Origin of the sequence: Vibrio sp. 11-4(1) (genome assembly GCF_013048625.1) — a bacterium.
GTDB lineage: Bacteria > Pseudomonadota > Gammaproteobacteria > Enterobacterales > Vibrionaceae > Vibrio > Vibrio diabolicus.
In genome coordinates, this window is the sequence record NZ_VHSY01000004.1 from 277,947 (window position 1) to 293,960 (window position 16,014).

Annotated in this window: 15 protein-coding genes; 9 read left to right on the forward strand and 6 right to left on the reverse strand. The window is 43.5% G+C overall.

Going from position 1 to position 16,014, the window contains the following annotated elements; genetic code table 11:
* Positions 1 to 288: 288 nt before the first annotated feature.
* The gene (rnr, locus tag FKN16_RS10135) at positions 289 to 2,535 is read left to right on the forward strand and encodes a ribonuclease R (protein ID WP_170902608.1); all 2,247 of its coding nucleotides are present in this window, start codon (positions 289 to 291) and stop codon (positions 2,533 to 2,535) included.
* Positions 2,536 to 2,936: 401 nt separating this feature from the next.
* Entirely contained in the window at positions 2,937 to 4,160 is a 1,224-nt protein-coding gene (gene trpB, locus FKN16_RS10140; RefSeq protein WP_170902609.1) for a tryptophan synthase subunit beta, read from the forward strand.
* Between the two features lie 195 nt (positions 4,161 to 4,355).
* On the opposite strand, the gene FKN16_RS10145 is transcribed toward trpB, so the two are convergent.
* The gene (locus FKN16_RS10145; RefSeq protein ID WP_085344663.1) at positions 4,356 to 5,813 is read right to left on the reverse strand and encodes a DUF3360 domain-containing protein; all 1,458 of its coding nucleotides are present in this window, start codon (positions 5,811 to 5,813) and stop codon (positions 4,356 to 4,358) included.
* A 487-nt stretch (positions 5,814 to 6,300) separates the two neighbouring features.
* Here FKN16_RS10145 and FKN16_RS10150 point away from each other — a divergent pair, with 487 nt between their 5' ends.
* Positions 6,301 to 6,714, forward strand: a complete 414-nt coding sequence (locus tag FKN16_RS10150) for a VF530 family DNA-binding protein (protein WP_005391068.1) — start codon at positions 6,301 to 6,303, stop codon at positions 6,712 to 6,714.
* A 150-nt stretch (positions 6,715 to 6,864) separates the two neighbouring features.
* On the opposite strand, the gene FKN16_RS10155 is transcribed toward FKN16_RS10150, so the two are convergent.
* The gene (locus FKN16_RS10155; protein ID WP_170902610.1) at positions 6,865 to 8,115 is read right to left on the reverse strand and encodes a DEAD/DEAH box helicase; all 1,251 of its coding nucleotides are present in this window, start codon (positions 8,113 to 8,115) and stop codon (positions 6,865 to 6,867) included.
* 379 nt (positions 8,116 to 8,494) lie between these two features.
* Positions 8,495 to 8,653, reverse strand: coding sequence for a hypothetical protein (locus FKN16_RS10160; RefSeq protein WP_164665753.1), 159 nt, complete (start codon positions 8,651 to 8,653; stop codon positions 8,495 to 8,497).
* 37 nt (positions 8,654 to 8,690) lie between these two features.
* Here FKN16_RS10160 and FKN16_RS10165 point away from each other — a divergent pair, with 37 nt between their 5' ends.
* Positions 8,691 to 9,896, forward strand: coding sequence for an MFS transporter (locus tag FKN16_RS10165; RefSeq protein WP_170902611.1), 1,206 nt, complete (start codon positions 8,691 to 8,693; stop codon positions 9,894 to 9,896).
* Positions 9,871 to 10,827: an HTH-type transcriptional regulator YidZ gene (yidZ, locus tag FKN16_RS10170; RefSeq protein ID WP_085569282.1), complete on the forward strand. Its 957-nt coding sequence runs from the start codon at positions 9,871 to 9,873 to the stop codon at positions 10,825 to 10,827. Before FKN16_RS10165 ends, yidZ begins: the two co-directional genes overlap by 26 nt.
* 262 nt (positions 10,828 to 11,089) lie before the next feature.
* Here yidZ and FKN16_RS10175 read toward each other — a convergent pair whose 3' ends face one another.
* Positions 11,090 to 11,884: a helix-turn-helix transcriptional regulator gene (locus FKN16_RS10175; RefSeq protein ID WP_170902612.1), complete on the reverse strand. Its 795-nt coding sequence runs from the start codon at positions 11,882 to 11,884 to the stop codon at positions 11,090 to 11,092.
* Between the two features lie 122 nt (positions 11,885 to 12,006).
* Between FKN16_RS10175 and FKN16_RS10180 the strand changes: the two genes are divergently transcribed.
* On the forward strand, positions 12,007 to 12,813 hold the full coding sequence (locus FKN16_RS10180; protein WP_006742023.1) for a sulfite exporter TauE/SafE family protein: 807 nt from the start codon (positions 12,007 to 12,009) through the stop codon (positions 12,811 to 12,813).
* Between the two features lie 122 nt (positions 12,814 to 12,935).
* Here the strand turns inward: FKN16_RS10180 and FKN16_RS24540 are convergent, their stop codons facing one another.
* The gene (locus FKN16_RS24540; RefSeq protein WP_249370533.1) at positions 12,936 to 13,430 is read right to left on the reverse strand and encodes a hypothetical protein; all 495 of its coding nucleotides are present in this window, start codon (positions 13,428 to 13,430) and stop codon (positions 12,936 to 12,938) included.
* Between the two features lie 2 nt (positions 13,431 to 13,432).
* On the opposite strand from FKN16_RS24540, the gene FKN16_RS24545 reads away from it, so the two are divergent.
* Complete coding sequence (locus FKN16_RS24545) at positions 13,433 to 13,753, forward strand: hypothetical protein (RefSeq protein ID WP_249370534.1); 321 nt, start codon at positions 13,433 to 13,435, stop codon at positions 13,751 to 13,753.
* A gap of 815 nt (positions 13,754 to 14,568) precedes the next feature.
* A complete protein-coding gene (locus tag FKN16_RS10190; RefSeq protein WP_005378991.1) occupies positions 14,569 to 14,778 on the forward strand; it encodes a hypothetical protein in 210 nt (69 codons plus the stop codon).
* 225 nt (positions 14,779 to 15,003) lie between these two features.
* Here the strand turns inward: FKN16_RS10190 and FKN16_RS10195 are convergent, their stop codons facing one another.
* Entirely contained in the window at positions 15,004 to 15,168 is a 165-nt protein-coding gene (locus FKN16_RS10195) for a hypothetical protein (RefSeq protein ID WP_165603430.1), read from the reverse strand.
* A 475-nt stretch (positions 15,169 to 15,643) separates the two neighbouring features.
* Between FKN16_RS10195 and FKN16_RS10200 the strand changes: the two genes are divergently transcribed.
* Complete coding sequence (locus FKN16_RS10200; RefSeq protein ID WP_005378997.1) at positions 15,644 to 15,856, forward strand: cold-shock protein; 213 nt, start codon at positions 15,644 to 15,646, stop codon at positions 15,854 to 15,856.
* Positions 15,857 to 16,014 lie beyond the last annotated feature (158 nt).

Here is a 16,014-nt window from a genome sequence, read left to right on the forward strand (position 1 = left end):
GTGTGGCATCAACGTTGTTGGTGCCACAATCCCCTTCCACTTATTGCCGCCCTTACTATTCTCTATCTAAGTTTATATACCCAAATCACTTACCTCTCCCACACCGTCATTAATCACTTTCAATAAAGTCACTTTGGTATACATCTTTAGGTAATCACACTACCTACCTTGCAATTCCAGTTTGGAATTAAATTAATCTGATTCATATCTGAATCACTTCGCCTCATGCTTTGCTCATATAAATAAAGTTTATAAAATAAAAGCGATTGGCGAATATAAGAGAAAAAAATGAAATTAAATATATCCGCACAATCAATAAATTCTAATAATTACGAGCACATTATCCCTAGCCGAGACGTTATCCTTAGCCTATTCGATAAAGTCAAAAATCACTTAAGTCACGAGCAAATTTCTCGCTCTACTGGCTTAGATGAGAAACCACAAAAAGACGCTTTAAAAAAACGTTTACGCGCTATGGAGCGCGATGGCCAGTTGATTTTCACGCATCGCCGTGGTTATAAAAAAGTCGATCAAACCGCTTTGGTTTCTGGAAAGGTCAGCATTCACGCAGACGGCTTTGGTTTTGTCACTTACGACAGTAATGAAAAAGACCTTTTCTTACCTAAACACCAACTTACTCATGTGTTTGATGGCGATATCGTACTGGTTCTGAAAGGCAATGCTCAGCATCAAGGACGCTCAAATCATCGTTTCATCAAAATAGTGGAACGAAAAACAACCCACATCGTGGGCTTGTTAAAGAGAAAAGGTTCGAACTTCTATCTAGTGCCAGAAAGCGCGAAACTGACTCAAACCATTCATGTCACACCAAATGATCTTATCACCAAAAGTGCCGGTAAACTCGTTCATTGTAAAGTCACTGCCTATCCAGATCACAGACAATCAACAACAGTTGAAGTGGCTGAAGTATTAGGGCGTCCGGGAGAAGCAGGGATTGAAGTTAAATTGGCGTTACGTCGACATGGCATCAATGATCATTGGGATGATGAAGTTCTTCACGCTGCTTCCGCATTTGGCAATCACGTAGAAGAAAAAGACAAAACGTCACGAGTGGATTATCGAGATTTACCGTTCGTCACTATCGATGGGGACGACGCGAAAGACTTTGATGATGCCGTTTACGCATACCAAATGGACAATGGGCATTGGAAGTTATTCGTCGCGATTGCAGACGTATCTCACTACGTTCAGCCAAACGACCATTTAGATCTTGAGGCGCAATCTCGTGCAACGTCCGTTTACTTCCCCGGATACGTTGTACCAATGCTACCAGAAACATTATCTAACGGTTTGTGCTCGCTTAACCCGAATGAAGACAGATTGGTTATGGTATGTGAGATGACCTTTGACGACGAAGGTAACATGCTAGATTCAGAGTTTTCTGAAGGGATCATTCACTCGCATGCTCGTTTAACTTATAACGAAGCTTACCGCATTGTTTCCCAATCAACGGAAGCAAAAAAATACCAAGGTAAGAACCCAAAGCAAAACATTAAACAGCATCTGGTGAATCTCCATCGCTTGTATTTGAACCTATCTGGTCAACGTCAAGTCCGTGGTGCCATTGATTTTGACACGCAAGAGCTTTCATTCACGTTAAACAATAAAAAGAAAATCGCGTCCATCGTTCCGGTAGTTCGAAATGATGCCCACCGAATGATCGAAGAATTCATGCTGTGTGCCAACGTTGCCACCGCTCAATTTTTGCAGCAACAAAAAATACCGAGCTTATACCGCGTGCACTCTGGTCCTCAGATGAAAAAACTGTCTTCATTAAGAATGATGCTTGCAGAGAAAGGGCTAACGCTTGCGGGTGGTGATAAACCAACTTCTCATGACTACAACGCATTACTGGAACAAGTGCGAGATTTGGATGAGTGTGATGTGATTCGTACCCTACTGCTACGTTCTCAGAGTCAAGCCGAGTATTCGCCGAAGAATATGGGTCACTTCGGTTTAGCCTATGACGCATACGCACACTTTACTTCGCCAATTCGTCGTTACCCAGACTTACTCGTTCACCGCGCCATTCGCGCTAAACTTCGAGAGCAAAAAACAGGCAAGCTACGCAGTCTGCTCATGAAACTAAAACCTATTCGTCAATTGACAGGTGCTGCGAACAACTACCCTTACGATACAAAAGTAATCGAGCAACTGAGCGTGCATTGTTCGCATCAATCTCGTCAGGCAGATGAAGTGAGTCGAGAGGTTGAGTCAGCACTGAAATGTCATTACATGAAGCCATTTATCGGGCAACACTTCATGGGGACGGTGTCTGGAGTCACACACTTCGGAGTATTTGTTGAGTTAGAGGAAAACCGAATCGAAGGTCTCATTCCTTTATCAAGTTTCCAAAATGGTGAGTTCGAATTTGATGCAGTCAAACAAAAAATTTCCTGCCAGAGCACCACGTTTACTTTAGGGACGAAAGTGCACGTGTTGGTTAAAGACGTCGATTCGAAACAAAGAAAGATCATGTTCAATTTAAAAGATGCAGAACACACGGTAGGTTAGTCTGTTGTAGTCTATTTTCTAACCCATTGTTCAAAAATAAAAAATAAGCTTTAGATACCGCGATTAACTTGTGACATTTCGCTGACATCAGCTCATTCTAAAACCCTAATATCTGGCAAAGGAAACGAATCTAACTTTTGTTTCCAGACACCATCGCAGAGTGTATTTCCAGCACTCTGTTTGCCTCGAGAGGTTCTTATGACAGCCTAGGATCTCTCGGGGCTTTTTTGCGCCTCTTAAACCCCTCCTTATGTTGTATCCAACCCGTTACCAACCATACAAATTGTACTTTTTAACTAGTTCACTAGATCGCGAATTCTGATTTAAGCAACTGATCACACAACCTCTTCCAAATTTTGGGTATAAAAGTATCAATACTTTCGTTAACTAGGATGTAAATAATGAAAAACTCGTTTGATCTCACCATGCCCAATGAAGAAGGATACTTTGGTGAATACGGTGGTAGCTTCGTGCCGCCGGAGCTTGAACAAATCATGCGTGACATCAACGCAGCTTATGAGGAATGCAGCAAAGATCCTGAATTTAAAGCGGAGCTTGCTCGTTTGTATAAGCACTTTGTTGGACGACCTAGCCCAATCTTCCATGCGGAAAACTTGTCTAAGAAATACGGAGCAGACATCTACCTAAAGCGCGAAGACTTAAACCATACAGGCGCACATAAAATTAACCACTGCTTAGGAGAAGCCATTCTCGCTAAAAAGATGGGTAAGAAGAAACTGATTGCTGAAACTGGCGCAGGACAACATGGTGTCGCGCTTGCGACAGCCGCCGCACTGGTTGGCTTGAAGTGCGATATTTACATGGGTGAAGTTGATATTGCCAAAGAGCACCCGAATGTCGTCCGTATGAGAATCCTTGGTGCCAATGTCATCCCTGCTACTCACGGGCGCAAGACTCTCAAAGAAGCGGTTGATTCTGCCTTCGAAGCCTACTTAAAAGATCCTGACACACAACTTTACGCGATAGGATCCGTCGTTGGCCCTCACCCATTCCCTAAAATGGTACGAGATTTCCAGTCAATTATCGGCAACGAAGCACGTGTTCAATTCAAAGAAATGACTGGTAAGCTACCCAATAATCTCGTTGCATGTGTTGGGGGAGGATCTAATGCGATGGGGCTATTTACTGCTTTCTTAGACGATGAACAAGTCGCTATTCACGGCGTCGAGCCCGCGGGCCGCTCTTTGAAAAAGGTTGGCGAGCATGCTGCAACACTCACACTCGGTGAGCCAGGTATCATGCACGGATTTAAGTCTTACATGCTTAAAGATGAGCAAGGCGAACCTCAGGAAGTGTACTCTGTAGCAAGTGGCTTGGATTACCCGTCGGTTGGGCCTCAGCATAGTTACTTAAAAGACATTGGCCGTGTCAATTACGGCTCAATCACCGATGACGAAGCGATTGATGCATTCTTTGAACTGTCTCGCGAAGAGGGGATTATTCCAGCGATTGAATCCGCACACGCTGTCGCTTACGCGATTAAACTCGCGAAGCAAGGAGAAACTGGCTCAATTCTGATCAACTTATCCGGTCGCGGTGACAAAGACATTGATTTTGTCGTTGAACACTACGGCGCAAAATACGGCATTGAATCAATTGTTTAGTCCCTGTTTGGTAGGCTAACTGTCTATACAAAAAGCTACTATTACTAGGTAGCTTTTTGTTTGCGCCTTACTTTCCCTACATGCGCTTTGAAGGCTTAACTACACAGTCCAAACCTTTTACTTTTGAGAAATAGGCATAGCTTGAGAAAGCCATCTTACTTACCACTCCAACTAGTCCTTTAGAACATAATTCGATTAACCGATCAGAGCAGGAATACCCGGAAGCTGACCAACGACAGCAAGCGAACCTGCACAAACGATAAATGCAGTGCCAGGAATCAGGTATTTATCTTTTCGCGAGAGTTCGTTAGCACGCTCATGGTCGCCGATAAGTCCAAGGTTATCCAGTAGCATCGTGATTGCCCAGCCAAAGACTGGATTAACGAATGCACAGGCAAAAATACAGATACCTGCACTGAGTGAATCTTTATGCTTGTGGATCATCTGCATACCCGCTTCAAGAAGTGGTAAGAATACACCGACAATCAAAGCAACGCGCAGAACAGGTTCCCACATCGCTAGATCCATAGGGTAACCAATGACTGCCGCAGCAATACACATGAAACCCGTTAGCAGCGCACCGCCTGGAATCGGACGTTTGGCAATGGCGGCAGGAATCATGTACGTGCCCCAAGAAGAAGCCAGGTTACCGCCACCCAATAGTGAACCAACCCCCTGACGAACAGACGCTCCGACCATAGTGTCGTCGACATCCATTAGTACGCCTTTCGCCTCTTTTGGATAGTTAAGTTCTTGAAACACACGATGGCCTAGGTAGTCAGGAGACCACATAGCGACTGCCAGTAGAGCAAATGGAGTCACGGCAATAAAGTGCTCCAGGGTTGGCCAGCCTAGTTGCCAGCCAGTATTTTCACCCCACCAATAGAATGGACTGAAATTAGGCAGGCCCGGCTCTGTGGTAAAAGCAAACTCAGCGCCCATCAAATAAGCAACAATACCCGCGAGTGCAGAACACAGTGGGATTGCCAACCAACGCTTGTTGATCTTAGCTAGGTAGGCATAAACCATAACCGTTAGACCAATAACCACAAACGAGATGTAACCTTGGTCTGTACTCGCAGCCCACGCCTCAGTCTTATTGATCTGTCCGAGCAACCCAACGGCGCCTAGGTAGATCAGTAACCCTCCTCTAACCCCAATGCCAGTCAGGGTCATGAGTTTAGAACCACCTTTAGTCAAAGCGAGAATTAAACCAAAAGCACATACCATCAAACCTAGCGCCAGAGGATGCCCTCCTGCGGCAGCAATCATAGGAATCAGCGGTATCATTGGGCCATGAGTACCGGCTAAGTTTGCATTCGGGTTTAGGATGGCAGAAAACAGAATAACGAACAGAGCACCCGCGATAAGCAGTTCGTAACGCACGTTTTCTGCAACGAACTCCGGAGATAAGCCGAACTGAGCAGCAAATGCAGCAACCATGGCGGTGACCATCACCACTTTACCAATGGTTGCGGCTAATGCAGGCACCCAGTCTTCGATTTCAATACTGTAATCACGTGATGGCAAATGAATACCCCAGCGACGAAAGCTCATGATGGTTAAATCATGGTTTAGAAAGTCTTCACGACTTTCAAATTCATGCGGTTTTTTACGCACGTCCCTGTAAAAGGTCTTACTTGAGTCAGACATTGAGCTATCCTTTGTTATATTTCAACGTTGAACTATGCCAACTAGAGTTTCGCTTGGTATACAGACCAATACGAGACAACACCCACATCAAACATCGAGGCCACACCAAGAAAGTGGTATGGCTAATTTTTGATTTGAACCTATTAAGCACGTATTGCTATCGGTAGGAATATTAGACATTAGTAAAAGAACAACAAAAATCTCACTTATTACACAAAGATTTAACATTACATTAGAATACGCTGATCTTTAGTGAGAGTTTTTGAACAGCAATTCAAGAAGAGGAACAGCCGCAACTCCACCTGTGCTTTTCAAGGTAGAAAAAACATATCCGTATTCACACAGGTAATTGGTTAATTTTGCTCATGCAAGTACGCACTAACAACATCAAATCGAGTTGCAATCCAAATCCTCGCAGCCTAACTATAGATATCTCTGTAATGTATACTTTGCTAAACTCCACCCTTTGATGAGTAAGGCCCCTAAAATGATGACTGACGAAGAAAGAATCGAACTGCAACGAAACAACCCACTGCACGGGTTAAAGCTAGAAACTATGTTGCAAGAGTTGGTGGATTTTTATGGCTGGGACATTCTAGATACAGCAATGCGCTTTAATTGCTTTAACACTAAGCCTTCGATTGCAAGTAGTGTGAAGTATTTAAAGAAGACCGAATGGGCGAGAGAAAAATTAGAAAACTTTTACCTTTATCGCTTTAAGCGCATGCCACGCGCAAGTGAAGAAGAATATGATTTACCACCGAGAGCTCGTACTTTCCCTCATGGTCTTGAACCTAAAGAGCCAATGCCGCTAACCGTTGACTCTATCCTCAAGTCACAAGCTAAAGCTGCATCCGCATTTAAAAAACGTTCACCTCGTGGACGTCCGACGCGTCGATAGCACATTATCTTGAAAAGCAATAGAGCCCTACTGGTAGCTCCAGCAAGGCTCTATTGTTCTTTAAAGAAATGGCTAGAAGAAAATACTCAAGCTAGTGCGCCCCCTTCTCCAGCGCCTCCCATAAGTAAACTCACATGTAGTTTACGTTTTCTATTGATTGCGCTTTTTCTTCTTTTTCCCTGTACCTGCTGGTTTTGCACGCGGCTTCATCGGTAAAAAGTAGGCTTCACTTTGGTCGTCTTCCACTTCAAAGCCCTCTACCTGCTCACGTTCAAGTTGGAACTTATTTTTCTTTTCTATCACTTTGAAATGGTGATAGTCATCGTAATCGATAAGAGATAGCCCTAGACCCACTTCACCAGCACGACCACTACGCCCTATTCGATGCATATAGTCAGCAGGACTACGCGGGAGATCGAAGTTAATCACCACTGGCAGCTTTTCAATATCAAGGCCACGTGCTGCGATATCGGTGGCAATAAGAACTTGAATCTCGCCAGACTTAAAACCGTCAAGTACACGAGTACGAGCGCCCTGCCCTTTATCACCATGGAAAACTTCAGCAGTAATACCGCGTTTTGACAGCTTTTGAGCTAAATGGTTGCAGGCATTCTTAGCATTCACAAAAATCAAAGTCTGTCGCCACTGATGCTGTTTGATTAAGTGCGCGAGTACCGCCGTTTTCTCACCTTTATTTACACTAAACACGCGTTGCACCAAAGTGCTGGCTTCTGCGCTCTGCAACTGAACTTCAACAGGGTCGCGGAGCAAGTGCTGAGACAGCGTCGTGACTTTATCAGGGAAAGTAGCAGAAAATAGCAGCGTCTGTTTCTTCTCTGGCAGTAACGCAAGAATCTTATTGAGTTCTTCGGTAAATCCGAGGCTCAACATACGGTCAGCTTCATCGAGCACGAGCGTTTTTACTTGGTCCAACTTAATCGCGTTACTGGATACCAGATCAAGTAATCGACCTGGCGTAGCTATAATAATGTCACAGCCACCACGAAGCGCCAGCATTTGTGGGTTCACCGACACACCACCAAATACGGCAACCGTTTTGATCTTATCTCTAAGATGGTATGAGTAAGATTTGACGTTGTATGCCACCTGTGATGCCAGCTCACGAGTTGGAACTAAAATCAGGTGAGAAACGAAGTTACCACGGCGATGATTTGTTTCGTCTTGCTGAACAATTTTTTGCAGAATTGGCAGCGAAAAAGCAGCGGTTTTACCAGAGCCAGTATTGGCACCGCCAACAATATCTTTCCCTTCAAGGATATAAGGAATGGTATGAGATTGAATGGGCGTCGGTTGGCTGTATTCTAACGCTTCTAGTCGCTCGACTAAGGTTGGAATCAGGCCAAGATCGGCAAATGTCGCTTGCTGTGTTTTATCTGTCATTACGATGAGTGGCTCAGTGCTAGTAAAGGCCGTGTATCTTATGCTATTTCGTGTCTGGATGTTAGCGATAATGGCCCAAACAGAATATTGGTGAGAGAAGCACTGTAGAGAGCAGGAATCTCCTTTCACTAACATGAGTTAATGGTTTCGATAACCAAGGCTCTGCGACTCACGGTGGTAGCGTTCGCGACGAACAAAGGGAAAAAGAGTCAGGCCTTCTGATTCCTGTAAAGCAAAATACATTGTATTTTGGGGAAAGAGATTGCAAAGGCAGGCCACATCCGAATCAAAGGCTTAACCACACTATTTAGCCCTGCGGTGTTGAGAGCTTAATACAGCTTGAGAAAACTCCAGGTCACTAATGTCCATCGTTATCTATTTAGCTAATGTTGTGGACTCGGTTGTATAGATTACTTTCGCCCGATACCAGGTTCTTCTCAGTGTACGTTTGACTGCTGTAGCCACAATCGTTGCTGATGTCGTATATGGAAATACCTGTTGTCAGAAAGGTAACGCGCCAAGATGAGTAATGTTGCATATCATCCTCGTAAGCCCAATTCCTTCACGAGGTAGTAATGGAACAAATTAATTTACCCCGATATCTGATATGTAGCTTCGCCTTTGTGTTGCTTTATCCTACGGCAATAGATCTCTACTTGGTTGCTTTACCACAAATCGCCAATGACCTGTCTGCGAGCGAATCACAACTTCATATTGCCTTTTCTATTTACCTCGCTGGTCTAGCATCGACGATGGTTTTTGTTGGGCGAGCTGCTGATTGTTTTGGACGCAAACCTGTTGCCATTTGCGGTGCAGTGATTTTTACCCTTGCATCAATGTTCGCGGGCTCTGCTGAGACCAGTAATAGCTTCCTAATAATGCGCTTCTTCCAAGGTGTAGGTGCCGCATGTTGCTATGTAGTGGCCTTTGCCATTTTGCGCGACACTTTGGATGAGCAAAAGCGAGCTAAGATTCTGTCGATGCTCAATGGAATTATCTGTTCTATCCCAGTACTTGCCCCCGTGATCGGCAATCTGATTATGATCAAGTTTCCGTGGCCCGTGTTATTCACTGCCATGGCGATGATGGGTATTGCGATAGGCTTAATTGCTTGCTTTGTCTTAAAAGAAACCTTGCCTAAAACCAAGCGCACACTTTTAGATATGAGTGAAGATTCGAACGAATCACTATATAACCGTTTTTTTATATCGCGCGTTATTTATACATCTTTAGGCGTCACAGCGATTCTCTCTTATGTAAATACGTCACCAATGATAATAATGGATTCGATTGGTTTTACTCGAGGCGAATATTCAACCACGATGGCACTACTCGCGATGGTAGGTATGACGGCATCGTTTTCAGTCCCATTTGCTTTGTCTTACTTCAAACAAACCACATTGATGTTCGCTGCACAGATGACCAATTTCCTGTCGGCTATCGTTATTCTCGCGGCTCACTTGAATAGCGATAGTCCGACACTTTATATGGTAGGATTCACTCTGCTCAGCATGAGTTTCCCTATGGGGTTTGGTGTGGCGATGAGTCAAGCGTTAAGCCAATTCTCACGCAAAGCTGGACTTGCAAGCTCTATGCTTGGCATAGGTCAGGTTTCTTGGTCTGCACTTTACATTTGGTTGATGGCGACGTTAGGTGTGTCGGCTGTGATGATGTTAATGATAGCGTTGGTTGCTAGTAGCGTTATTGGACTCTCCATAATATTATTATTTCCAAATCAGAACGTTAGTGAGCCTCATGAAGAAATCTCTTGCCCGACTTGATCTTAATTTACTGCTCACTCTGCAATTGCTACTGCAAGAGCAGAGTGTTACTAAAACGGCGAAAAAACTTAATGTAACTCCCTCAACCGTGAGTAAGTCTTTAGGCAAATTGCGCGCTTGGTTTGATGACCCGCTTTTTGTGAATACGCCGCAAGGCCTAAAACCAACAAATCTCGCGACAAACGTGCAAGTGCTTTTGTCAGACTGGATGCAGATCGGTAACCAGATTGTTTCACACCGAGGTGATGATGCGCCAAGCGGGGTTAAATTTCATCTTGGAGTAGAGTCGCCATTGTCACTCATCATGGCGGATGAACTGACCAAACGAATCCATGATTTTTACCCAGACTCAACGGTAAAGTTCCATAACTGGGATTACGACTCGTTAGATGCCATTACCAGCGGTGAAGTGGATATTGGTTTTACTGGCCGTGAAAGCCATCCTCGCTCCAAAGAGTCGTTAGAACTGCTCCCGTATTTTATTAATTTCGAAGTGCTGTTTTCGGATTTACCTATGGTGTATGTCCGCAAAGATCATCCTGCGCTCAAGCAAGAGTGGAATTTGGATACTTTCTTAAGCTATGCCCACATCAATGTAGCATGGGAGAAAAATGACAGTTGGGCATTGGATGAGATCTTGGCTGAACAGGGATATACTCGAAACGTTAGCCTAACGATGGCGAGTTTCGAACAAGCTTTATTTGTTGCAGAAAAGCCCGATCATCAAATGTTAACCACAGCACCAAAATATTGTCAGCGATACTGCGAACAGCTTCACCCCAACTTAATAGCGTTGCCTATCCCCATTGCGGAAGATTATCAGCACAAGCTACTGATTCCATTTACTATGATTTGGCACAAACGCAATAACAAGAACCCTAAAATCGTGTGGTTGAGGGAGACGATAAAGAGCCTGTATGGCACAAGTTGAACGGGTAATTTTGAAGTACATTTAAAGCAAAGGAATGAACATTCTCCCCCCCCCTTTATGTTGTCAATAACCGTAGGAGTGTGGTCTTGCCTTCCATTAGATTAAATATTTAAAAATCTTGAAATCTATTATCCACTTCGAAATTGATTTCAGCTCATTTGGGGCAGAAAGAAGCTAGAAGCACTTGCTTATGTTGGGTGAGTAAATGTATGTAAAGCCTCAGTACATAAAAACGAACCTAATTTAGGTAAGCTCTTGGCAACTATATGCCACGACTCGAAAAGTAACGCGTGGGTGAATCGCCATAGACCCGACGAAACATCGCGATAAAGTTACTGGGCGTCGAATAACCCAAAGCATGTGCAACCGCTCCTACAGATTCTCCGCGTGCCATCATTTCTAACGAATGTATTAGCAGTGCTTGTTGCCGCCATTCACTAAAACTCATGTTTAACTCACTTCGAATCAATCGTCTTAACGTCCGAGATGAGACGGCCCCGATATTTGCCCAATGCTCCACAGAATGTTTGCTGTTTGGGTCTATTAAAATTGCTTGAGTAACTTTTTGCAGTCTCGGATCTCTGGGCTGTGGGATGTGGAGTGACTCATGAGGGCTATTGACGATTTCATCAGATATTACGGCAAGAATACGTAAAGACTGTATGGATAGATCGTCTGTTTTGCTCCATATCGATGCTCTAACCGATAAGGCTTTCAACACATCGCTCATTTGGATCACACAAGGTCTCATTGGAAACCGCTCACAACTCTCTGGAGTAAACAGTAATGAACGACCTTTCAGAGAACCACAAAAATAAACACTGTGCATCGCACCTGGGGGGATCCAACCAGCTCGGTGAGGTGGTAGTATCCACGTTCCTTCATCGGTTTTGACCTGAATTAGCCCTTCATCTATACACAGTAACTGGCCTCGATGATGGCTGTGCCAATTATGTGGCCGTTGCTCCAAATGGTTGAAGTCGCTCCTTTCATGCTGCCACTCCTTAGCGATCAAAGCGGCGCCATTTTTCCATTCGCTGTAATCAGAGTTTGTCACTTTATTTACTCAATTCCATTTTGACCATTATTCATTATTTTCTGTCCTCTTAACGTTACCATAGCAAGTTAGCGTTCGAGTAACATTTTAGCAACGACCATTTTATCGAAGGCAGAACCATCATGAACGAACCTATCTTTATTATCTATTACATTACAGCAGGCTTGGGCATTGGCTTTCTCGCTGGACTCGTTGGTGTGGGTGGTGGTGGAATGGCCGTCCCTATTTTTGCGTTTCTATTTTCACTACAGGGAATAGCTGATACAGAAGTGGTCCATCTTGCGTTAGGGACATCAATGGCTTCGATGATTATTACAACATTGGGCAGCATGCGCGCTCACTACAAAAAAGAGAATGTAGACTCGACAATGGTAGTAAAAATGTTGAGCGGAGTTCTAGTCGGAACATTTTGCGCCACATTCGTAGCATCGTATCTACAGGGGATCTATCTGGCAGGGTTTTTCAGCGTATTCATGTTGTATGTAGCTTATAAGATGTTTCTCAACACTGAAAATGAGTACAACCCGAACCCACATGGGGCTATCGGTAACATCACTGTAGGCTCTGTGATTGGCTCTGTATCAGCACTTGTCTCTATAAGCGGTGCGGGGTTGATCATCCCCTATCTTGTCCAGCAAAATTTTGAGGTAAAACGAGCTATTGGCACCTCTGCTGCGATAGGTTTCCCTATCGCGCTATCAGGAAGCCTCGGTTACATGTTAAACGGATGGGAAAATACAGATTGGAACAACTTAGTATTAGGATACATATACCTTCCTGCAATGATCAGCTTCTCCATTAGCAGCTACTTAACTACTAGCCTCGGAGTGCGTTGCGCAGAGTATTTCCCAAATAAAGTTCTTAAGAAAATCGTTGGTATTTTGTGTGTTCTTCTAAGTTTTAAAATGCTGGTACAAGTACTTAATTAGGGCAAATAATACCGTCATTAGTAGGTCTTGTAATATGGTGTGGGGACAAGCCTGAAAAACTTATTCCTCGCTTTGCTTGTTCAAGCAGACAATGTGTAAGAAAGTACCGCATTGTTGCACTCTTATGACTTTGTTAACCTAGCCAGAATTACATCCAAAATTTGTTGGTGATTATCCTTTCTGGAAACCTCGTCACGCTCCTGACAAAGTGCTTCCTCCCTTTCTGATGCGAGAATTTTAATGCCACGCTCAGTACATTCTGCGAACGCACTAAACTGACTCGCACTGGGGATCTCTTGAAATGTCACATTGGGAAGAGCAACGAGTGATTCGGCTGGTGTCAGTGCGGGATGTAGCCGATCAGAAAGCATCACCAAGGTGATGCTATTGTTCATCAAGGCCAGAGTTTCAGGGACAAAAGTTTTTGTTAGCTCAGGGGTGATAACGACGACCGATTTCAGTTTGTTTTCAGACTGAAATCGGGGGAATTTTTGATCCGGGATGTTGGTAATATCAACGTTATTTTCACGTAACCAATGACAGTCTACATTGGTGACGTTGTGGCACGATGTTCGATATTTTTCCGGGCTTATTTGCGCTCCGGAGAGCATCAGCATAGATGTCCCGCCCAGAAAAAAAGCCGACACCCTGCACTGCATCAGTATCTACGCCTCCGGACAGTATCCCGACCGAACTTAATTCGTTCAGCCCAAGCACCAAATCACTGGTTCTGAATGTGATTTCATCAACAGCCATTTCTGCATTGATTTCTTTGGTGCAGGAGGCTTTGGTACAACAACGACATAACCTTGTTGCGCCAGGCTCGAGGCTATCCAACCACTGTGGGAAAATGCTGACCGTGTTCCGCCCTGCGACAAAAGCACAACGGGAAATTTTCCACTTGCTAAAGGGGCATCTAACTGCGTTTCGACTGATTTAAAAATGTTACCCCTACCAAACGTGAAGTTGGTTTTTCCGTTCGTTGTGGGATACCAATAATAGACTTCCACAGGCTTGTCTCTGTCTTCACTGAATGCCGTTTTGACTGTTAGCGCAGAATGGTATTTCGGCTCATTCGTACTGGCGCTGACACTGACACACAATGTAGCGAGTAGAAACGACATTATTATTTTGGTTTTCATTTTTCCCTCAGCCGGTCAACACATTATTCTGCACGGCATCTAGAAAAATAACGCGCAGGAGATTCTCCATATATTTTGCGAAACATAGCAATAAAGTTACTTGGAGTCGAGTAACCCAAAGCAAGTGTCTGCTTTGAACTACGCCAGCAAGCTTTTGGACAAAAGTTGGTTAGGAAATTTACTCTATTTAGACTATTAGGTATTAGGAAAAGTATGGGTGTTGCACTATTCCCCTTAAGGCATGCTCAATATTTGCCCATTGAAAGACCGTGCTCTTCAATAGATAATCTCTAAGCATCATTAGCACCCACGACATGTCTGGGAGGGACATCATAGCGAGAGCGGCGTTATGTTGCTTAAACAATGGTGGGCGATGATAAATGTCAGTCATAGTGCGCATTGGTTTGTGGATTTGGAGCGTACAGCGAGAGTCGAACTCGCATCATCATATTGGAAGGTAGAGAAGTAGGCTTTGCGTTCATATTTCTTGATAATCAGTGATTTGACTAGTCAATTTTAATCAAGAAGGCTAAGTCAGTTAGAACGCTATAGCATGAAAAAGTGCTATATTGAAAGCATCACATCTTCACGCCCCCACAGAAGGAATAATACTATGCCGACCTACCAGGTCACTTACTTCAACGTGAGACACGCCGTGATGGATAGCGAAGCTATCTTCATGAAAAACCTAACGAACGCAAAGCGCTCAGCAGAGCATCATGCGCCAGAGGGTACTGATCAAATTGAAATCAAAGATTTAATGGATCAAGTTCTGACTCGGTTGACGCTTGAGCAAGGCTGGGTTGATAACATCGAAGACTGACATTGCCTAGCAATCACGGTTCGTTTGGAGTGTCATCGATAAATACACAGGCTTGATTAGTTTTTCGTATTAGCCTTTGACACAGTTTAATTTGTTTGTCTGTCAAAGCCTGTTCACAGTAGAGTTGGTCGAGTAAACCTGCAAGCATGTCTCTTTCCAAGTTACTCAGTTTTTCAGAATGCATGAGGAGTGTCGTATTGATAAGTTCAGAGAGGTTTCTTGAACTCACAATCCCCATTCCTTATCCCACTTCTTTTGTTCCTCAATATCTTCTATTCGTTTGCGGACATCCTTTCTCTTCAACTCTTCTGGTATCCGCTTAATCCTTTTTCCTTTCGGATTAAGACCAAGTTGTTTCTGCTTTTGTGTCGGTTTAGGTAACTTGCTCACATATAATCCTATTTTGATGATTGACTGAATTTCGCACAGCATCCACGTTGGCTATGAAAGAAACAATGATACTACACAAGTCAGCATAAAATAGACAAAAGTGAGTAACAGCACTAGTTAAATTAGCATTGTAAGTATCGCAAAAACCAGCTAGTTGCAACTTCGGCTATTTGCTCGCAGTCGGCATAAAGTCATTTTTTGTTAGCTAACGCATTAGAAACTTACTAATATTTTTTAAAATCATAACATTACAGCCAAATTAAAATATGACCGGAGACTAAACTAACTCTTTTCAATTTAAGGCTTATACTTAAAGTAGCTCCGCGAATTTGAGTTATTTTTTCATTATAAAACAAGTTTCCTTTCACAGTTATTTTCGAAATTTTTCGTTTAACTTCTGCGACAGCCCTCTTGAGTGACTATGAAATAGCTCTAGTTACCAGAGCCTTAACCTATAGGATTAGTCGAGGTATATATGTCTGACAGAGAAACTGGATCAGTAAAATGGTTTAACGAGAATAAAGGCTTTGGATTTATCACCAAAGATAGTGATGGCAAGGATATTTTTGTCCATTTCCGTTCGATTTCGTCTGATGGGTTTAAGACCCTGTTGGAAGGGCAAAAAGTAAGTTTTGAAGTTGAACCTGGTGAGAAAGGACCACACGCAACAAACGTGGCTCTCATCTAGATACGGCTGAAGGCATAGCAATCAAAAGCTTTGCCTTCATTTTTTGTCTAGTTATTGTTTGATGGTAAAAGTCCATTCCAACTTCTTCCTTCTTTTCGAAATTCAACTCTGATCCTTTCAGGTTATAGATTTTCAGCTGATCAAAGCTATTTGGATAT